The 19,199-nt window shown below is 71.2% G+C and carries 19 protein-coding genes, 1 tRNA gene and 1 pseudogene; 14 read left to right on the top strand and 7 right to left on the bottom strand.

Translation table 11 applies throughout. The annotated features are described in order from the left end of the window. Positions 1-27: 27 nt before the first annotated feature. The 7 genes from ACFYUS_RS33360 to ACFYUS_RS33330 all read left to right on the top strand — a co-directional run bounded on the left by ACFYUS_RS33360 (position 28) and on the right by ACFYUS_RS33330 (position 7,748). Positions 28-1,275 carry a prenyltransferase/squalene oxidase repeat-containing protein gene (locus ACFYUS_RS33360; RefSeq protein WP_388860764.1) on the top strand — a complete coding sequence of 416 codons (1,248 nt, stop codon included), beginning with the start codon at positions 28-30 and terminating at the stop codon, positions 1,273-1,275. Further along, complete coding sequence (locus ACFYUS_RS33355) at positions 1,272-1,925, top strand: SCO2322 family protein (protein ID WP_388860761.1); 654 nt, start codon at positions 1,272-1,274, stop codon at positions 1,923-1,925. The genes ACFYUS_RS33360 and ACFYUS_RS33355 overlap by 4 nt, the downstream gene beginning before the upstream one ends. A gap of 95 nt (positions 1,926-2,020) precedes the next feature. Continuing rightward, entirely contained in the window at positions 2,021-3,112 is a 1,092-nt protein-coding gene (locus ACFYUS_RS33350; protein ID WP_388861155.1) for an energy-coupling factor transporter transmembrane protein EcfT, read from the top strand. Further along, the gene (locus ACFYUS_RS33345; RefSeq protein ID WP_388860759.1) at positions 3,109-4,881 is read left to right on the top strand and encodes an ABC transporter ATP-binding protein; all 1,773 of its coding nucleotides are present in this window, start codon (positions 3,109-3,111) and stop codon (positions 4,879-4,881) included. Before ACFYUS_RS33350 ends, ACFYUS_RS33345 begins: the two co-directional genes overlap by 4 nt. Further along, a complete protein-coding gene (locus tag ACFYUS_RS33340; RefSeq protein ID WP_388860756.1) occupies positions 4,878-5,753 on the top strand; it encodes an ECF transporter S component in 876 nt (291 codons plus the stop codon). The genes ACFYUS_RS33345 and ACFYUS_RS33340 overlap by 4 nt, the downstream gene beginning before the upstream one ends. A gap of 286 nt (positions 5,754-6,039) precedes the next feature. After that, positions 6,040-6,441, top strand: a complete 402-nt coding sequence (locus ACFYUS_RS33335) for a transglycosylase SLT domain-containing protein (RefSeq protein ID WP_388860753.1) — start codon at positions 6,040-6,042, stop codon at positions 6,439-6,441. A 191-nt stretch (positions 6,442-6,632) separates the two neighbouring features. Then, entirely contained in the window at positions 6,633-7,748 is a 1,116-nt protein-coding gene (locus ACFYUS_RS33330; protein ID WP_388860750.1) for an NAD(P)H-dependent flavin oxidoreductase, read from the top strand. Here ACFYUS_RS33330 and ACFYUS_RS33325 read toward each other — a convergent pair. After that, positions 7,732-8,901: a steroid 3-ketoacyl-CoA thiolase gene (locus ACFYUS_RS33325; protein WP_388860746.1), complete on the bottom strand. Its 1,170-nt coding sequence runs from the start codon at positions 8,899-8,901 to the stop codon at positions 7,732-7,734. The two genes, ACFYUS_RS33330 and ACFYUS_RS33325, sit on opposite strands and share 17 nt — an antisense overlap. Before the next feature lie 229 nt (positions 8,902-9,130). On the opposite strand from ACFYUS_RS33325, the gene ACFYUS_RS33320 reads away from it, so the two are divergent. The 3 genes from ACFYUS_RS33320 to ACFYUS_RS33310 all read left to right on the top strand — a co-directional run bounded on the left by ACFYUS_RS33320 (position 9,131) and on the right by ACFYUS_RS33310 (position 12,257). Further along, positions 9,131-10,414, top strand: coding sequence for a cytochrome P450 (locus ACFYUS_RS33320; protein ID WP_388860743.1), 1,284 nt, complete (start codon positions 9,131-9,133; stop codon positions 10,412-10,414). 83 nt (positions 10,415-10,497) lie between these two features. After that, complete coding sequence (locus ACFYUS_RS33315) at positions 10,498-11,592, top strand: DUF2330 domain-containing protein (RefSeq protein WP_388860740.1); 1,095 nt, start codon at positions 10,498-10,500, stop codon at positions 11,590-11,592. Beyond that, entirely contained in the window at positions 11,589-12,257 is a 669-nt protein-coding gene (locus ACFYUS_RS33310) for an O-methyltransferase (protein WP_388860738.1), read from the top strand. The genes ACFYUS_RS33315 and ACFYUS_RS33310 overlap by 4 nt, the downstream gene beginning before the upstream one ends. Before the next feature lie 29 nt (positions 12,258-12,286). Here the strand turns inward: ACFYUS_RS33310 and ACFYUS_RS33305 are convergent, their stop codons facing one another. From ACFYUS_RS33305 to ACFYUS_RS33295, 3 genes are all read right to left on the bottom strand, one after another. Continuing rightward, positions 12,287-12,691: a hypothetical protein gene (locus ACFYUS_RS33305; RefSeq protein ID WP_388860735.1), complete on the bottom strand. Its 405-nt coding sequence runs from the start codon at positions 12,689-12,691 to the stop codon at positions 12,287-12,289. A gap of 37 nt (positions 12,692-12,728) precedes the next feature. Next, positions 12,729-13,886, bottom strand: coding sequence for a serpin family protein (locus ACFYUS_RS33300; protein WP_388860732.1), 1,158 nt, complete (start codon positions 13,884-13,886; stop codon positions 12,729-12,731). Between the two features lie 325 nt (positions 13,887-14,211). Next, positions 14,212-14,403 (bottom strand): hypothetical protein, encoded by a 192-nt coding sequence (locus ACFYUS_RS33295; protein ID WP_383167423.1) that lies wholly within the window; start codon positions 14,401-14,403, stop codon positions 14,212-14,214. A gap of 185 nt (positions 14,404-14,588) precedes the next feature. Between ACFYUS_RS33295 and ACFYUS_RS33290 the strand changes: the two genes are divergently transcribed. From ACFYUS_RS33290 to ACFYUS_RS33280, 3 genes are read left to right on the top strand one after another with little or no spacing between them, the layout of a single operon-like run. Next, positions 14,589-14,843, top strand: coding sequence for a hypothetical protein (locus ACFYUS_RS33290; protein ID WP_388860729.1), 255 nt, complete (start codon positions 14,589-14,591; stop codon positions 14,841-14,843). Beyond that, on the top strand, positions 14,815-15,330 hold the full coding sequence (locus tag ACFYUS_RS33285; RefSeq protein WP_388860726.1) for a DUF6879 family protein: 516 nt from the start codon (positions 14,815-14,817) through the stop codon (positions 15,328-15,330). The genes ACFYUS_RS33290 and ACFYUS_RS33285 overlap by 29 nt, the downstream gene beginning before the upstream one ends. A gap of 14 nt (positions 15,331-15,344) precedes the next feature. Further along, positions 15,345-16,193: a helix-turn-helix domain-containing protein gene (locus tag ACFYUS_RS33280; protein ID WP_388860723.1), complete on the top strand. Its 849-nt coding sequence runs from the start codon at positions 15,345-15,347 to the stop codon at positions 16,191-16,193. 79 nt (positions 16,194-16,272) lie between these two features. Here ACFYUS_RS33280 and ACFYUS_RS33275 read toward each other — a convergent pair. Continuing rightward, positions 16,273-17,219: pseudogene (locus ACFYUS_RS33275) on the bottom strand (major capsid protein). A gap of 855 nt (positions 17,220-18,074) precedes the next feature. On the opposite strand from ACFYUS_RS33275, the gene ACFYUS_RS33270 reads away from it, so the two are divergent. Then, positions 18,075-18,536, top strand: a complete 462-nt coding sequence (locus ACFYUS_RS33270; RefSeq protein ID WP_388860720.1) for a hypothetical protein — start codon at positions 18,075-18,077, stop codon at positions 18,534-18,536. 93 nt (positions 18,537-18,629) lie between these two features. Here ACFYUS_RS33270 and ACFYUS_RS33265 read toward each other — a convergent pair whose 3' ends face one another. Next, positions 18,630-18,773, bottom strand: a complete 144-nt coding sequence (locus tag ACFYUS_RS33265) for an HNH endonuclease (protein WP_388860717.1) — start codon at positions 18,771-18,773, stop codon at positions 18,630-18,632. Positions 18,774-19,006: 233 nt separating this feature from the next. Further along, positions 19,007-19,079, bottom strand: a tRNA-Leu gene (locus ACFYUS_RS33260). Between the last annotated feature and the right edge of the window lie 120 nt (positions 19,080-19,199).

Raw genomic sequence — 19,199 nt, 5'->3', positions numbered from 1 at the left:
CGGTGCCCGGCCGCAGGAGAGGGCCCCATGAACACCGTCCGCCGCGGCGCCGCCGCGCTCGCCGCCGCCGCAGCCGCGCTCGGCACCGCAGCAGCCGTTCCGGCCGTCGCCGCGCCCTCCCCGTCCGCCTCCGCCGGTGCCTCCGGGACCGGCCTGTACGGCACGAAGGACCCGACGTACGACGGTGTCTGGCGCCAGTCGCTCGCCTTCCTCGCCCAGCGCGCCACCGGTTACCAGCCCGCCGACCGGGCCGTGGACTGGCTGCTCGGCCAGCAGTGCGCCGACGGCTCGTTCGCCTCGTACCGCGCGGACGTGACGAAGCCCTGCGACCCCAGGACGATGCGGGACACCAACGCCACCGCCGTCGCCGTCCAGGCGCTGCGCGCCGTGCGCGGCCAGGCCGCCGCCCCGGAGAAGATCGACAAGGCCGTCAAGTCCGGCTCCGACTGGCTGCGGACCGTGCAGAACAAGGACGGCGGCTGGGGCTACGGCGCCGGCGGCGCGAGCGACGCCAACTCCACCTCGGTCGTCGTCGGCGCGCTCGCCGCGATCGGCGTGCGGCCCGCTTCGTTCACCTCCGCCGAGGGCCGCACCCCGTACGACGCGCTCCTCTCCTTCGCCCTGCCCTGCTCCGACAAGGACGGCGCCGGGGCGTTCGCGTACCAGCCGGACAAGACCGGCAAGCTCCTCGCCAACGCCGACGCCACCGCCGCGTCCACCCTCGCCGCGCTCGGCAAGAGCATCGTCGCCACCAAGGCCTCCCCCCAGCAGCCGCCCGTCTGCCACGACCTGTCGAAGCCGACCGTCGAGCGGGCCGCGCTGAACGGCGCCTCCTACCTGGCGAAGGCCCTCGCGAAGACCGGGCACCTCACCCTGCCGCCGATGCCGGGCGCCACCGACACCACCGAGCAGCCCGACATCGGCAACACCGCCGACGCCGTGGTCGCGCTCGCCGCCGCCGGTGCCACGAAGGAGGCCGAGCCGGCGCTCGCGTGGCTGGAGAAGAACTCCACCGCCTGGGCGAAGGAGAACGGCCCGGCCGCCTACGCGCAGCTGATCCTGGCGGCCCGCGCGACGGAGACCGACCCGCGCGAGTTCGGCACGGCGGACCTCGTCGAGCAGCTCAACGCCACCGGCCCCGCGCCCAAGGCCCCGGACACCTCCGCCGCCTCCACCAGCGACGACGAGTCCGGCTTCGACGTCTGGTGGATCATCGGCATCGGCACGGTCGTCGGCGTCGGCATCGGCTTCCTCATCAGCGGCCGCAAGAAGTGAGCCGCGCGCGGATCGCGGGCGCCGCGGCGGGAGCGCTCCTGGCCTTGGCCGCGGCGGCCCCGGCGCAGGCGGCCGGCTACCGCTACTGGTCGTTCTGGGAGAGCGACGGCGGCAAGCCCTGGACGTACGCCACGCTGGGCCCGGCGAGCGCCCGGCCCGCCGACGGCGACGCGATCGGCTTCCGCTTCGCGGTCAGCAACGGCACGGACGACACCTCCCGCCCCTCCGTCGCCCCCGACTTCTCGGGGATCTGCGGGGGCGTGGAGAAGAAGGACGGCACCAAGCGGATCGCGGTCGTCGTCGACTTCGGCGGCCCCACCGACGCGCCGTCCGGGGAGACCTCGCCGAAGAAGCCGGTCGAGGCCGGCTGCGCGGAGGTCCGCGAGGACGCGACGGCCGCGGAGGCGCTGGCCGTGGTGGCGAAGCCGCTGCGGTACGACAGCGTGGCCATGCTGTGCGGGATCGCGGGCTACCCGGCGCGGGGCTGTGGCGAGCAGGTGGAGGTGGGGGCGACGGCGTCGGCTCCCCCGAAGGCCGCTGCCCAGGAATCCGACGGGGGCGGCGGCCCGTCCTTCGGCGTCCTCGCGGGCGGGGCGGCCGTCCTGGCGCTCGGCGGGGCGGCGATCTGGAAGGCCCGCCGGCGCGGATGAGTACGGCCCGGAGCGTGTTCACGGCGTCGGCGCGTCGTGCGTCCACGGAGTCGGCGCCCGTCGCCGGTGCCCGTGTCGGCGGGGGCGGCGTCGGCGTGTTCTCGGCACCCGTCGCGAGCCGGGCCAACGCCCTGCACGCGGGCGCGTGGTGGCTGTGGGCGCTCGGCCTGGCCGTCGCCGCCTCCCGGACCACCAACCCGCTGCTGCTCGGACTGCTCGTCGGGGTGGCCGGTTACGTGGTGGCGGCCCGGCGCACGGACGCGCCCTGGGCCCGCTCGTACGGCGCGTTCGTGAAGCTGGGCCTGTTCGTCGTCGCGCTGAGGGTCGTCTTCTCCCTGCTCCTCGGCTCCCCCGTCCCCGGTGAGCACGAACTGTTCACCCTCCCCGAGGTGCCGCTGCCCGACTGGGCGCAAGGGGTGCGGATCGGGGGCCGGGTGACGGCCGAGCAACTGGTGTTCGCGCTGTACGACGGCGCCAAACTGGCGACCCTGCTGATCTGCGTGGGCGCCGCGAACGCGCTGGCCAACCCGGCGCGGCTGCTGAAGTCGCTGCCGGGTGCGCTGTACGAGGCCGGGGTCGCCGTCGTCGTGGCGATGACCTTCGCGCCGAACATGGTCGCCGACGTCGCCCGGCTGCGGACCGCCCGCCGACTGCGCGGCCGGCCCACGGGCGGGGTCCGGGCGGTGCTCCAGATCGGGCTGCCGGTCCTGGAGGGAGCCCTGGAGCGGTCGATCGCGGTCGCGGCGTCGATGGACGCGCGGGGGTACGGCCGCACGGCCCAGGTCCCCGCCTCCGTACGCCGCACCACGAACGTCCTGACTCTGGGGGGCCTCCTCGGCGTGTGCGCGGGCTCGTACGGGCTACTGGCGGCGGAGGGCGCGGGCTACGGGCTTCCCCTCCTCGGCGCCGGGCTCGTCGCCGCGATGGCCGGGCTCCGACTCGGCGGCCGCCGAACCGTCCGCACCCGCTACCGGCCCGACCGCTGGGGCGCACGGGCCTGGCTGGTCTCGGGCTCCGGAGTGGCGGTCGCGGCCCTGATGATCTGGGCGAACGCCTACGCCCCTGAGGCGCTGCACCCCGGGGTCGTCCCCCTGGAGGCGCCGGAGCTTCCGCTGTGGCCGGCGGTGTCGGTCCTCGTGGGCCTGGTACCGGCGTTCGTCGCACCCGTTCCCAAGGAGAACCCGTGATCCGCTTCGAGAACGTCTCGGTGCGCTACGAGGAGGACGCCGGGCCGACCCTGCGGAACGTGAACCTCACGGTCCCCGAGGGCGAGCTCGTACTCCTCGTCGGCCCGTCGGGCGTAGGCAAGTCGACCCTCCTCGGCGCCGTCTCGGGCCTCGTCCCCCACTTCACGGGCGGCACCCTCACCGGGCGCGTCACCGTCGACGGCCGCGACACCCGCACCCATCCGCCGCGCGAGCTCGCGGACCTGGTCGGCACGGTGGGCCAGGACCCGTCCGCCCACTTCGTCACCGACACCGTCGAGGACGAGCTCGCCTACGGCATGGAGTCCCTCGGCCTCGCACCGGGCGTGATGCGCCGCCGGGTCGAGGAGACCCTCGACCTCCTCGGCCTCGCCGAACTCCGCGACCGCCCCATCGCCACCCTCTCCGGCGGCCAGCGCCAACGGGTCGCCATCGGCTCCGTCCTCACCCCCCACCCCAAAGTCCTCGTCCTCGACGAACCGACCTCCGCCCTCGACCCCTCCGCCGCCGAAGACGTCCTCGCCGTCCTCCAACGCCTGGTCCACGACCTCGGCACCACGGTCCTCCTCGCGGAACACCGTCTGGAACGCGTCGTCCAGTACGCGGACCAGGTCCTCCTCCTCCCGGAGGCCGTCATGGGCCCCCCTGCCGAGATCATGTCCATCTCCCCGGTACACCCTCCGGTGGTCGCCCTGGGCCGACTCGCGAGCTGGGACCCGCTGCCGCTGACGGTGCGGGACGCGCGGCGACGGGCGGCGCCGCTGAAGCAGCGACTGGAGGGACGTGTCCCTGCGGGGCTTCTCCCCCACCCCGCCCGAAATCCAGCCCCGCCGGCGTTTGAGGCGCGGAGGTCCGGGGGCAGCGCCCCCGTGTCCGGGAGCGAGGACGCTCCCGCGCCTCGGGGGCCGGGGAGGAGCCCCGGTTTCGGGAAGGGGCGGGGTGGGGGAATCCTCCCCTTCCTGCGGCGCCGCACCCGGCCCGCCGCACCCGACCCCACCCCCACCCCCCTGGTCCTCGTCGAAGGCCTCGGCGTCCGCCGGGGCCGCGTCGAGGCCCTCCGTCGCGTCGACCTCCGGGTCGCCCCCGGCGAGACCGTCGCGCTCATGGGGCGGAACGGGGCCGGGAAGTCCACGCTGCTCTCCACGCTCGTGGGCATGATCGAGCCGACGGGCGGGACGGTCCGGGTCGCGGGGCGGGCCCCGCACAGCACGGCACCGCGGGAGCTGATCCGACAGGTGGGGCTGGTGCCGCAGGAGCCGAGGGATCTGTTGTACGCGGAGACGGTCGGCGCCGAGTGCGCGGCAGCGGACGCGGACGCGGGCGCGGTGGACGGGACCTGCCGGGCGCTGGTGGAGGAGCTGCTGCCGGGGGTCGCGGACGACACGCACCCGCGTGACCTGTCGGAGGGCCAGCGGCTGGCGCTCGCGCTGGCCGTGGTGTTGTCCGGCCGCCCGCCGCTGCTCCTCCTCGACGAGCCGACCCGTGGTCTGGACTACGCGGCGAAGGCCCGGCTGGTCGCCCGGCTGCGGAGCCTCGCGGCGGAGGGGCACGCGATCGTGCTGGCGACGCATGACGTGGAGCTGGCGGCGGAGCTGGCGCACCGGGTGGTGATCATCGCGGACGGCGAGGTCGTGGCGGACGGGCCGACGGCCGAGGTCGTCGTGTCGTCGCCCGCGTTCTCGCCGCAGGTGGCGAAGATCCTGGCCCCGCAGCCGTGGCTCACGGTGGAACAGGTGGAGGCGGCGCTGTGAGCGGAGCCGAGTCGACCCGCCCGGTCCGCCTGGGCCCCCGCTCGGTCGCGGCACTCGCCCTCGTCTCCCTCGTGGGGGTGCTCGCCTTCTGCTGGCCCCTCTTCGCGGACGCCGGTTCGGCCGTGACCTCGCACGCCGGGGACGCGCCGTGGCTGTTCGCCGCGCTGCTGCCGCTCCTGGTCGCGGTGGTGGTGGCGACGATCGCGGACTGCGGGATGGACGCGAAGGCGGTGGCGATGCTGGGGGTGCTCGCCGCGGTGGGGGCGGCGCTGCGCCCGCTGGGGGCGGGGACGGCCGGTCTGGAGCCGATGTTCTTCCTGATGGTGCTGAGCGGCCGGGTCCTGGGGCCGGGGTTCGGCTTCGTCCTGGGCTCGGTGACGATGTTCGCGTCGGCGCTGCTCACGGGCGGGGTGGGCCCGTGGATGCCGTTCCAGATGCTGTCGATGGGCTGGTTCACGATGGGCGCGGGGCTGCTGCCGGGCCCGGGCGGGCTGCGGGGGCGGGCCGAGCTGCTGATGCTGTCCGCGTACGGATTCGTGGCGGCGTTCGCGTACGGCACGGTCATGAATCTGCAGGGCTGGGTCCTGCTCCAGGGCCTGAGCAGCGGGATCTCCTTCGTGCCGGGTGCTCCGCTGCACGAGAACCTGGTCCGTTTCCTCGCCTACGTCCTCGCCACCTCCCTCGGCTGGGACCTCGGCCGCGCCGCTCTCACGGTCGTCCTCACCCTGACCGTCGGCGGCACGCTCCTGCGGGCGCTGCGGCGGGCCACGCGGCGGGCGAACTTCGAGGCCCAGGTCACATTCGAGGCCCCGGAAGAGCCCTCCGCGAGTGAGGCGCCCCATAGGACCTACATCACGTACGAACCGAAATAGTAGACCGGCAGACCGCTCCAAACCACCCCACACCACCTCATGACCTGCGGAAACACCGCACACCGCCGCACCCTCCCCCACCCCCCTGGTCCGAACCTGCCTCGTACAGGGGGTCGTTGCATCGGCGTTCCGGCCCTGCTTGTCTGGTGGACGTCGCCAGGCAGCCGGTGCTCATCGCAGCACCACGGCCGGCCGGTTCCCTCCAGCTCCCGGGGCTCCCGGGCTCTGGTTCCGGCTTGCCGAAAACGCCTGGCGCGACCCTTGTCCCCGACGTTAGGTCGATACCTTGATCCGCTCGCTCACCACTCGTGTCTCTGCCCGCAACAAGAAGATCGCCGTGTCCGCAGCCGTGCTGCTGGGTGCGTCGGGTGCGGTGCTGGGCACGACGGGCTCGGCTTCGGCCTCCAGCCCGCAGGAGCTCGCTCGTCAGATCGTCCCCGCCTCGCAGTACGCGTCGTTCAGCAAGATCGTCGAGCACGAGTCCGGCTGGAACCCCAGCGCGACCAACTCGGCCAGCGGCGCCTACGGTCTCGTCCAGGCCCTGCCGGCCTCGAAGATGTCCTCGGCCGGTTCCGACTGGAAGACCAACGCGGCCACCCAGATCAAGTGGGGCCTCAACTACATGAACGAGCGCTACGGCTCCCCGAACGCCGCCTGGGCGTTCTGGCAGGCCAACGGCTGGTACTGAGAAACACCCAGCGCCACTGCCGCACCGCGCATCCGCAAGGCCCCGCCCTCCGCACGGAGGGGCGGGGCCTGCGGCGTTTTCCGCATCTCCCGTTTTAGTAGACCGGTCGTCTAGCCTCGTCTAGGGTTCCTGGCACCGACGGCGGCGGCCCCATCGGACGGCCCCGCCGCGACCCGCTTCGGAGGTTGCCCGTGTCCGCGCGCCCCGCCCCCACCGCTTCCACCGCTCCCGTCCTCCCGCCCGGCCGTTTCGGCGAGCTCGTCGGGATCCCGCTCCCCGTCGTCCAGGGCCCCTTCGGCGGGGGTCTCTCCTCCGTCGAGCTGGCCGCGGCCGTCTCCGAGGGCGGCGGCCTCGGCTCGTACGGGGCGCACATCCACACCCCCGAGGAGATCACCGCGCTCGTGGCCGAGCTCCGCGCCGCGACCGGCCGGCCCTTCGCCGTGAACCTGTGGGTGCCGCAGGAGGGCGAGCCGACCGGTCTCCCGGCCGACGCGCTCGCCGAGCACGTCGAGCGGCTCCGTCCGTACTACGAGGAGCTGGGCGTCCGTCCGCCGAGCGCCGAGGACGTCCGGGCCCGGCCCGATTTCGACGCGCAGCTGGACGCCCTGATCGCGGCCGCCCCTCCGGTGATCAGCCTGGTCATGGGCCTGCCGCCGCGCCGCCTGGTCGCCGAGGCCCGGCGGCGCGGGATCGTCGTGGTCGGCACGGCGACGACGGTGGAGGAGGCGGTGGCCCTGGAGGCGGCCGGGGTGGACGCGGTCGTGGCCTCCGGCAGCGACGCGGGCGGCCACCGGGGAGCGTTCCTGCGTCCCGTCCGGGAGTCCCTGGTCGGCACCTTCTCCCTCGTCCCGCAGGTGGCGGACGCGGTGTCGGTCCCGGTGGTCGCGGCCGGCGGGATCGCCGACGGGCGCGGGGTCGCCGCCGCGCTCGCGCTCGGCGCGGACGCCGTCCAGGTCGGGACGGGCTTCCTGGCCGCGCGCGAGTCGGGGGCGAGCGAGGTGCACCGACGGCTCCTCGGCACCCCGGAGGCGCGGACGACCGTGCTCACCCGGCTCTTCTCGGGGCGCACGGCGCGCGGCATCCCGAACGGCTTCGTCCGGGACATGGCCGCCCACGAGGAGCTCGTACCGCCGTATCCCGTGCAGAACGCGCTGATGGGGCCGGTGCGGCGGGCGGCGGCGGAGCAGGGCCGGCCCGAGTACGTGAACCTCTGGGCCGGCCAGGCGGCGGCCCTGGCGCAGGAGTCGCCGAAGGCCGCCGCGTACCTCTCCGCCCTCGTGGAGCAGGCGGTCAGAGCCGCTGGATGATCGTCCCGGTCGCGAGCGCCCCGCCCGCGCACATGGTGATGAGCGCGAACTCCTTGTCGGTGCGCTCCAGTTCGTGCAGGGCGGTGGCGATGAGCCGGGCGCCGGTGGCGCCGACGGGGTGGCCGAGGGCGATGGCGCCGCCGTTGACGTTGACCTTCTCCAGGTCCTGGTCGAAGACCTGCGCCCAGCTCAACACCACTGACGCGAAGGCCTCGTTGATCTCGACGAGGTCGATGTCCTTGAGCGACATCCCGGCCTTCCCGAGCACCGCCCGGGTCGCGTCGATCGGCCCGTCGAGGTGGAAGTGGGGGTCGGCGCCGACGAGGGCCTGGGCGACGATCCGGGCCCGGGGTTTGAGCTTCAGGGCGCGGGCCATGCGCTTGGAGGCCCACATGACGGCGGAGGCGCCGTCGGAGATCTGGGAGGAGTTCCCGGCGGTGTGGATCGCCGTGGGCATGACGGGCTTGAGGCGGGCCAGGCCCTCCATGCTGGTGTCGCGCAGGCCCTCGTCGCGGTCGACGAGCCGCCACATGCCCTGTCCGGCGGCCTGTTCGGCCTCGGTGGTGGGGACCTGGACGGCGAAGGTCTCGCGCTTGAAGCGCTCCTCGGCCCAGGCGGTCGCGGCGCGCTCCTGGGAGAGCAGGCCGAGGGAGTCGACGCGCTCACGGGTGAGGCCGCGGCGGCGGGCGATGCGCTCGGCGGCCTCGAACTGGTTGGGCAGGTCGACGTTCCACTCGTCGGGGAACGGCTTGCCGGGGCCGTGCTTGGAGCCGGAGCCGAGCGGGACGCGGGACATGGCCTCGACGCCGCAGGAGATCCCGATGTCGATGACCCCGGCCGCGACCATGTTGGCGACCATGTGGCTGGCCTGCTGCGAGGAGCCGCACTGACAGTCGACGGTGGTGGCGGCCGTCTCGTAGGGCAGGCCCATGGTGAGCCAGGCCGTGCGCGCCGGGTTCATGGACTGCTCGCCGGCGTGGGTGACCGTACCGCCGACGATCTGCTCGACGCAGTCGGCGTGGATGCCGGTGCGGCCGAGGAGTTCGCGGTAGGTCTCGCCCAGGAGGTAGGCGGGGTGGAGGTTGGCGAGCGCGCCTCCGCGCTTGCCGATGGGGGTGCGTACGGCTTCGACGATGACGGGTTCCGCGGCCATGAGCTCGTCCTCTCCTCGACCGGACGGGGTGTCCCGGCACCCCGGTCGGTCGGCGTCACGGGGGAACTAGTACGCGTTCTAGTTCTGAGTGCAGTCTTATGACTGCTACCGCCGGTACGCAAGGGTCCGGGAGGCAACAGTTCCCGCCCCGACCCTTGCTACTTGTAGAACTCGTTACTAACTTTCGCGGCAACTTCTGATGGTCCATCAGATATGGAGAGTGTTGCCGATGGCCTGCCCCCATCTCCCCGAAGGTCTCCCGGACGGTCTCCCGGAAGGGCTCCCCGAGGGGTTCGACGCCACCGACCCCGACCTGCTCCAGGACCGGGTCCCCTTCCCGGAGTTCGCCCGGCTTCGGCAGACCGCGCCCGTGTGGTGGTGCCCCCAGCCGGCCGGCGTCACCGGCTTCGCGGACGGCGGGTACTGGGCGGTGACGCGCCACGCGGACGTCAAGTACGTCTCCACCCACCCCGAGCTGTTCTCCTCGAACGAGAACACCGCCGTCATCCGCTTCAACGAGCACATCACCCGGGACCAGATCGAGGTCCAGAAGCTGATCATGCTCAACATGGACCCGCCCGAGCACACCCGGGTCCGCCAGATCGTCCAGCGCGGCTTCACCCCCCGCGCCATCCGGAACCTGGAGACCGCCCTGCGCGAGCGCGCGCGGGCCATCGTCGAGGAGGCGAAGCGCGGCGCGGGCGCCGACGGCACCTTCGACTTCGTCACCCGGGTCGCCGTCGAACTCCCCCTCCAGGCCATCGCCGAACTCATCGGCGTCCCCCAGGAGGACCGCTCCCGGATCTTCGACTGGTCGAACAAGATGGTCGCGTACGACGATCCCGAGTACGCCATCACCGAGGAGATCGGCGCCGAGGCCGCCATGGAGCTCATCGGCTACTCGATGAACATGGCCGCCGCCCGCAAGGAGTGCCCGGCCCAGGACATCGTGTCGCAGCTCGTCGCCGCCGAGGGCCAGGGAAACCTCTCCTCCGACGAGTTCGGCTTCTTCGTGCTGCTGCTCGCCGTCGCCGGCAACGAGACCACGCGCAACGCCATCAGCCACGGCATGCACGCCTTCCTCACCCACCCCGACCAGTGGGAGCTCTTCAAGCGCGAGCGGCCCGCGACCGCCGCCGAGGAGATCGTCCGCTGGGCGACCCCGGTCGTCTCCTTCCAGCGGACCGCGACCCAGGACACCGAACTCGGCGGGCAGAAGATCCGCAAGGGCGACCGGATCGGCCTCTTCTACTCCTCCGCCAACAACGACCCCGAGGTCTTCACCGACCCCGAACGCTTCGACATCACCCGCGACCCCAACCCCCACCTCGGCTTCGGCGGCGGCGGACCCCACTTCTGCCTCGGCAAGTCCCTCGCGATCAAGGAGATCGAGCTGATCTTCAACGCCCTCGCCGACACCCTGCCCGACCTCACCCTCGTCGGCGCACCACGCCGGCTGCGGGCGGCCTGGCTGAACGGGGTGAAGGAACTCCAGGTCCGCACCTCGGCGTGACACGCCCGTACGGAACCGGAACGCATGACCCGTACAGCCCGTCCCCGCGGAACCGGAACGCGACCGGCCACGTCTGACCCCGCATGCGGGGGACACAGAGAAACATCCTGACCGTCGTCATCGCGCTGCTGGCGCTCCAGCTCGGTTCGCTCGTCGCACCGGCCTACGCCTGCGGCTGCGGCGCGATGATCCCGGACAGGTCCGAGCGCATCGGCGTCGACCGGGAGGAGTCGGCCGTCCGCTGGGACGGCCGCACCGAGACCGTCGTCATGCGCTTCCACGTGCACGGGAACGCCCGTCGGGCGGCCTGGATCATGCCGGTGCCGGGCCGCGCCGACGTCACCCTCGGCGACCCGGCGCTCTTCGACGAGCTCGACGAGCTCGCCGAGCCCGAGCAGCGCGACCGCTCCTACTTCTGGCCGCGCGAGGGCGACTGGCCCTTCGACCACGGCTACGGCGACGGAGCCGCCGCCGCCCCGCCCGGCGCGGGCTCCGGCGTCGGCGTCGTCGGCCGCGAACGGCTCGGCCCCTTCGACGTCGCCCGGCTCACCGCCACCGACCCCGAGGCCCTCGGCGACTGGCTGCGCACCAACGGCTTCGAACTGCCCGAACGCCTCACCGGCGCGCTCCGGCCGTACGTCGACCGGAAGTGGGAGTACGTCGCCGTCCGCCTGGCCCCGCGGGAGAAGGGCGCGGCCCTCTACGGCGAGCTGACCCCGCTGCGGATCGGCTTCGCCTCCCCCGAACTCGTCTACCCCATGCGGCTCTCCCGCCTCGCGCGGACACCGCAGACCCTCGGCCTGTACGTCCTCGCCGAGCACCGGATGGAGCCCCGCTCCCCCATCGGCGGCGACCGCCCCGAGGTGACCTTCGCGGGCCGCATCGAGCACCCGGAGGGAGCGGTCGCGGGCCTCACGGGCGACGCGCCCGTCCGCCTGACGGTCCTGGAACAGCACTTCCCCCGCCCCGAACGCATCGACGACGACCACCACCTGCGGACCGTCGCCGACACCCCGTACCGCCAGGTCGAGTACACCGACCGGCTGCTCACCGTCGGCGGCGGCGTCCCGGTCTGGCTCCTGACGGTCGCCGCCGTCCCGCTGCTCGCGGCGCTGCTGGCCGTACGGGTGAAAAGGCGCCGCTCGCGACCCTCCCCCGGTATACGTTCGACGGCATGACGAACCCTCAGTGGACCGCGGTGGACCAGTACTTCACCGACACGATCGCCCCCGCCGACGAGGCGCTCACGGCCGCGCTCGCCGACTCCACGGCTGCGGGCCTGCCGGAGATCGCCGTCGCCCCCAACCAGGGCAAACTGCTCCACCTGCTCGCCCGGACGCAGGGCGCGCGGAAGATCCTGGAGATCGGCACCCTCGGCGGCTACAGCACGATCTGGCTGGCCCGCGCACTGCCCGCCGACGGCCGGCTGATCACCCTGGAGTACTCCCCGGCCCACGCGGACGTCGCCCGCGCCAACATCGCCCGCGCCGGCCTCGACAAGACCGTCGAGGTCCGCACGGGCGCGGCCCTGGACACCCTGCCGCAGCTGGAGACGGAGGGCGCGGGCCCCTTCGACCTCGTCTTCATCGACGCCGACAAGGTCAACAACCCGCACTACGTGGCATGGGCCCTGAAGCTCTCCCGCCCGGGCACGGTGATCATCGTCGACAACGTGGTGCGGAACGGCAGGGTCGCCACCCCGCACCCGGACGACGAGGCGATCACCGGCACCCGCGCGATGTTCGACCTCGTCGCCGCGGAACCGCGCCTCGACGCGACGGCCCTCCAGACGGTCGGCACGAAGGGCTACGACGGCCTGCTGCTGGCCCGCGTCGTGGACTGAGGAACCAGAGGGACCGGAGGGACCATGGGCTACTTCCACTCGTAGAGCGTGCCGTACACCTTCCCGCTCTCCTCGGTCTCGAACTCGAACAGTCCGGCGATCCCGTTGAGCCGGGTGAACTCGGTGGAGGCGGTCTCGTAGAAGAGGGCGCCCCGCCAGCTCACCCCGCCGGACTCGGTGAACCGTCCGACACCGCTGCCGTGCCAGGTGATCGTGTCCCCGGCCTGGGTCATGCTGACGCCGTGCCCCTCACCGAAGAGGGTGCCGTCGGGCCGCGAGACCGACTCGTACGTCCCCATGTCCTTGACGTCCACGCCGAGGAGCGTGCCCGTCGCCCTGAACGAGGTCTCCACGACGGCATGACCACCGTCCGTGGACAGCACGCGCATCCCCGTCATCTCACCCGTGATCGTTCCCAGCTCGTCGCCCAGCATGACGGGACTCCTCTCCGAGCGGTCCCCTCATTCCGGACTACGCTCGCGAACCGGAATCGTCAAACGGAGCGCTGGACCGCCAGCCGGCGAAGAGCGGCAGCTCCCCCTCGCCGTCGAGCACGACGATCCCGAAGGGCCGGTCGAAGGCGATCCGCTCGGTGTGGCGGGGAGGGGCCGACCCGCGGATCATCGCCACCTGGGTGACGGCGGCCGCCTCGACACCGTCCTCGGCGACGTCGACGAGGGCCGACTGCGCGACCCCGCCGATGAACAGGTCCACCGCGGAGATCCCCGAGAAGTCGGCGTCGGAACGCAGGGCCCGGGTGACGCCGAGCGCCGGCAGATGCAGGAGCGCGTCGGTCGTCGTACGGAGCGAGAACCGCGGCAGGGCGAGATCGACCGAGTCGGCGGCGAGCGCCCGCCGCACCCCGGCCCCCGCCCAGGCAGCGGGCAGCACGTCCTCGGGCCCGTCCCCCTCACCCCCGAGCAGGAACCGCACGCGCACGCCCCCACACGGCAACTCCACGACAGTGACCCCGCCCACGCACCAGACCCACCCGGCCGGGATCCGCTTCCGCATCGTCGGCACGGACCGGGTGACGCCGAACCGGTCGGTGAAAGGCTCGTCACGAGTGAGACGCCCCGGGAAGGCGGACGCCCAAGAAGCCTTCAGGGCCAGCACGTTGAGCAGCACGAGATCCTCGGTCCCGTCGAGCTCGACCGGCATCCGCGGCACCAGCCCACCCGTGACCCGCCGCACCCACGCATCGACCTCCCCCTGGAAGTCGGGAGGTTCACCGAAGGACAGGTCGTCCGTGGCCGGGAACACCTCGTCAGGCAGCGCGAACAGGACAGCCCACGGCAACACCCCGAACCGCACACCGGACACCCCCCGCCGGAACGCCTCCCGCACCGGCACACCGCTCCACACCCCGGTAGCCACCCCGACCCCGTCCAAGGCCGCGACCCGCCGCCCCACCCGCGTCACGGCCTCCGCCGCCGCCTCCCCCTCCACCCCGAGCAGCCCCCGCAACTCCTCCCCGGTCCGCCCCCGCGCCCCCGCCGCCACCACCCCGAGCGCCAGCCACAACCCGACGGGCGACACGACGAAGTCCCCACCCCCGAGGAGGGGCAGCCAGCGCGCCGCCAGATCCCGTATCGCGTCCGCTTCGGTCCCGTCGGAGCCGCGGGTCATATCCTGCCCCTCATGAGCATCGTGAAGATCAATGAATGGGTCAAGCCACTCACATAGAACTTCACACCGTGAGCGCCGCCGTGGTCGGCCAGCCTAGAAGCCGCCAGCCCTCGCTGTCGGCCCATGCCCCATCACGCTCGACGCACATGGTCGGGCGGGACCAGCCACTCCCGCCCGCCGCGCTCGGGCCACAGGAACGCCATCGGGCGCTTCCGGCGCTCGCTGGGCAACTCGGCGGGGTCTTCGTAGTCCCGGATCACGTCACGGAGGATGCCGACCCTTCATGCCCCGTCCTCGACGCGCCGGCCGATGCCGTCCGGGCAGATCACTTCGGGCACTTCACGTGCTGGTAGACGGCCCTGTCGGGCTGGGACGGCTCGCGCAGCGTTCCCCGGCGACAGCGTTCGAGTGAGGCGATCGGCTTGCCGCAGGCGGGACACACCTCGCCCGAAGGGGCGTAGGTCGTGTACTCCCACTGCCGTGCGTCTGTTTCACGCTCCTGAGCCTTGCCGGGCATGTCGTCGTCTCCTCGGTCCGTCTGCGTTCTTGCCGAGGACGCTAGGAAGACACCCGACGGAAGCTCCACGAAATTGCATGAGTTTGCATGCCAAATCACTTGTCTCATTAGCGCGTTGACGCTCCAATCGCAGGTCGGCATGGTTCATGCAAGCCCACGCAATCACCTGGACCAGGGAGTCAGCCATGGCCGTAGAGTTCGTAGGCATCGACCCGAACACCGACCGCGATCACTGCCCGACGGTGTGGGCGGACGCGGAAGCTCAGGAGATCTTGTTGCAAGGCTGGAAGCCGGACAGCGAGACTCAGGCCCAGTGCGAGGCGAGCAGCCCCGCGAACGGACCGGTGCCCGACAGTGAGGCGATCGTCAGGCTTCCGGCCCGCATGATTCCGATGATCCGGGAGGCGTGCGATGTCATCGAGCGTGCCCAGCTTCGCTGAGCTGTTGGGCCGGTGCGAGCGGTCTGCCGTACACCTGGAGATGCGTGACTCGTACGCGTCCACCGACAGATTCGAAGCGTGGAAGCGCGGCGAGCGCATCGACTGGGACGACCGCGTGTCCTGGTGGCACCCGTACGACCAGTTGATCACGGACACCGTGGCGCGAGGGGTGTCGATCCGTCGTGCCCGGATCGTCTCCGAACCCGTGACGGAGTACATCCGGTGGGAGCACTACGTCACCCACGCCAACGTCACGGCCGGCGAGGACGTCCGATGGCTGCCGCGCCGCCGGGCCACCGACATCGCCCTCCCCGGCAATGACTTCTGGCTCTTCGACGGCAAACTTCTGCGCGTGCACCACTTCTCCGGCGACGGGGCGGTGGTCGAAGACGAGATCACCGATGACCCGGCGACGGTGAAACTCTGCGCATCGGCCTTCGAAGCCGTCTGGGACCGGGCCGTCCCGCATCACCTGTACGCGATCTGAGGACAGCCAGCTCCATGCCCCCACATCCCTCGTCGAGCGTCCAGCAGGCTCGTGAAGCACTCGCGGGCCGACTACGCGAGCTACGCAGGGACGCCGGAATCAGTGGGCGGGAGCTGGCTCTCAGACTGCGATGGTCGGACTCGAAGGTCTCCCGCATCGGCAACGCGAAGACGCCCCCGTCCGACGCGGACATCCGGGCATGGTGCCAGGCGTGCGGAGCCGACGACCAGGCGCCGGACCTCATCGCAGCGAACAGACAATCCGCGGACGCCCACATCCAATGGAAACGCCTCCAGCGAGGCGGCCTGCGGCACGTGCAGGAATCCACGGAGAGCCTGTACCGGCGCACGCGCCTCTTCCGCGTCTACGTCTCCGACGTGATCCCCGGCTTCCTCCAGACACCCGGCTACGCGACGGCCCTCCTGTCGTCCATCGCGGACTTCCGGGGAACACCAGACGACGTGACAGAGGCAGTCAAGGTCCGCATGAGACGAAACGCGGTACTGAACAACGCGGCGCACCGGTTCTCGTTCGTCCTGGAGGAATCGGTCCTGCGTTACCGGCTGTGTACCGTCGAGACGATGGCGGCGCAACTCGGTCACCTCCTAGCGGTCATGGACCTCCAGAACGTGGCCGTGGGCATCGTCCCGTTCTCGTCGCAGCGAACCGTCTGGCCCATGCCGACCTTCACCATCTTCGACGACACAAGGGTGCACGCGGACACCCTGGACGCCGCGTCCACGCTGACTCAGCCAAGCCAAATCGAGCTGTACGCACGAGCCTTCGACCGACTGTCGCAAGGGTCGACACGGGGAGCCGCCGCACGCTCGCTCGTGACGTCCGCCCTGTCGTCGCTCGGCTGACCGCCCAACGAGTACGGAAACGAAAAGGCCCCCATGCCCCTCTCCGGCTAGGAGAGAGAACAGGGGCCACATGACGGCGTCATCCGTTCAGTACACCAGTGAGGCGGGCGGCTGCCTTGCCTCCGAAGAGCGCGATGCCGCAGTAGAAGTCGATACGCGTGCGGTAGACGGGCTTGTCGTGCGACTCGCCCAGGTCGGTGACCTGAACACCACCGTTGGTGAGTCCGGAGACACCGGCGTCCGCCTCGGTCGCGCCGAAACGAACTGCGTAGATGTCGCCCGTCTCGGCACCGCCGGTCCCGGTCGTCAGCGGCAGCACGTCCCTGCCGTCGAGACGCTGGCCGGCGTCCAGCAGCGGGATGCCGTTCCACATGACCGTGGGCTTTCCAGCGATGTCCATGCTCAGCAGTTCACTGCCACCGAGCCGCCGGAAACCGGATGCGATCTTGGCTCGCAGCGCGGCGTTCATGTAGAGCGCGCCGTTCTTGCCATCGATGCCACGCACCTGGTTCGTCAGGGTGTCGAGCAGATCGAAGAAGTCGTGCCCGTGGGCGACGGCCCCCTTGCCCTTGGCATCGATGACCTGGCGCCCGACCAGCCGCTTGCGCAGGCCGTCGAACCCCTTGGGGTTCACTTCCACGTCGCCGTTGAAGAACTGATCGGCGAAGTGGATCGAGGCGGCCTTGACCTGTGAGTCTGAATCGCCCGCTGATCGTTCAGGTTCCCCCGCGTCTGGACGATGAACTTGTCGACGTCGGCGTCACCTCCCAGGATGGCCAGAGTCTCGACACGCTGGTTCAACGTGCCAGTGCTCTCCGGGTACGCCTCGTTGATCGCACGGAAGGCCACGCCAGGAAGGCTGGACTCCTCGTTGTACTTGAACGCGCTTCCCGCCACCTGAACAAGGGGAAGCCGGTCGAGAATCGGCGACTCCTGAACGAACGTCTCGATTACGCCACACTGAAGCTGGTCGAGGGTGAGCTTGGCCGATTCGGCAAGAGTGAGAGTCAAGAAAATTCCTTCCATAGTTGGTTAATTGATCAGCGCACGGCTCTCCACAGGAACGCTCAAATGAGCCATGCGAGTTTTTTGCCTCCCTGCCGATCTGGCAGGCGAAGGGAGGGAAGTACCCCCCTGGTCGGGCTGCACCCTATGCCCGAATTGGCTTCGCATTAGCGGCAGCCCAACCGCCCGGTTGCCGTTGCGTGGTCTCGCGGTTGTGACACTGCGTGCACAGCGGACGCAAGCGGTTCGGCGCGTCAGGATCGGCGACCCCTTGCGCCACCAGCTCACGCCGAGACAAAGGGAAGTGGTCAGCCACCGTCGCCGTGTGACCGCACAGCAGACACCACGGATTCCGGTACAGGTACGCCTTACGGATGCGCTGCCACCGTGTGGTGTAGCCCCGTTCTGCCGAGGAACCACGCAGCCGCTCGGCCTCATGCTGGTGCTCGGCACAGCGGCCACCACGCGCAGTCAGCTCGGGGCACCCGGGTACCGAGCACGGGGGGGGCGGGGTCGTCGGGGCATGGGGCACCTCCGATCAGGGGTAGCGAACTGTCCGTATTCGGGGTGTTTCGGGGAGTTCATCTTTAATGGACCCATGAAGCCAAGCCGAACGAAGGACTGCACGCCCGCGCTCGAACTCCGATTTGGCGGACTGCACTTAACCGTGCAGCGCATCCCCGGATGGCTCGTCGCCCTGATCACCACAGCCACCGGTGCAGCGGGGACGTGGTGGGCGCAGCGGTAGACGCGCCCTGAGCTCTGAGTAGATCGCGAGCGCTAGGCGCCCCGGCGTTCGATCGTGTCGGTTTATGGCTGGCTTACGCCTCCCCACCGTGCAACCCGGCACGGTTTCCTTCCTCTGTCCCTAGCGCCATGTCGGACAAGCCCGCCACGACAGACGCTCGCCAGAAGGCAGGAACGATGAACGGACCTCGCGCGCTACGCGCGTTCGCCATCGCCAGCGCGATAGTCACCGCAACGGCCCTTGGAACAGGGCCCTCCTCTGCCGCCTCCATCACCAACCAGGGGAAAGTGGGAAGCACCTACACCGAGTTCGTCGGGTGCAGCGGCTGGGTCGATGCAGGCTTCGAAGAGGGGAGCGGGACGCCGTATGCCCGGGGATCCTTCGTGCTTGGCACGAGCACCCGTGACACACAGTGCAAAGGCTGGCTGGAGCGGCGCGAAAGCCCGAGCGCACCCTTTGTCAGGATCTCCGCCGTGCACACCATCAGCGACGCGACCGCCTGGTACTACGACGCAAGCCCTTACCAGGCCCGGGTGTGCGTGGGCGATCTCCTCTACTCCAACTCCTACTCTTGCGTCGGCTTCTGGTAGGCGACCCTCCCTGAACCGGGGGGTGGAGCCAAGTCGGCCGAGCGGTTCCGGCGTTCCTTGCAAGGCACCGAACTGCTCCCGTGCCCCACAGGTTCACCGACCACCAAACTCCGCGCTCGTCTTGAGCCGGTGGCAGCCCCGGCACAGCACTTGAACGTTGCCGTCCGTGTCGGTCCCTCCCATCGAGAGGGGCCGCACATGGTCCACGTCCACATCCGCCGTAGCGAAGTCATCCATGCACCAGTCACACCACGCCCGTCCCTTCCGCTCGATGACCCGGCGGAGCCGAGCCGCAGCGTCGTTCCGATCCGCCCGTCGTCGGCTCCGTGCACGGCGAGTGCGGACACTTGGGCGCCTCTCGTACTCCGTGTGGTGTCGCTCGCAGCGTCGGCGATGGGTCGCCGGCTCCGTGCAGTCAATACAGCGCATGGCGCCCCTCGATGTCGTCGGCCTGGTCGTCGTTCTCTGCGTGCCCGCCCCCGGACTCGAACCGGGAACCTTCACGGTCTAAGCGCGACGCCTCTTGCCGTTGGGCTAGGCGGGTTGGTGGTTGTACGTGCCCCGGGCTTTAGAGGTACTAACAAAGGCGCTGGACGTGTCGGTAGGTGATGAGGCAGGTGGCGAGGCCGAGGAAGGCTTCGTGGATGTCGTCGCGTCGTTCCC

The organism is Streptomyces sp. NPDC004284, assembly GCF_042874035.1.
Classification (GTDB): domain Bacteria; phylum Actinomycetota; class Actinomycetes; order Streptomycetales; family Streptomycetaceae; genus Streptomyces.
Note: the sequence above shows the minus strand (reverse complement) of the source record. Positions and strands in the feature narration are given on the sequence as shown.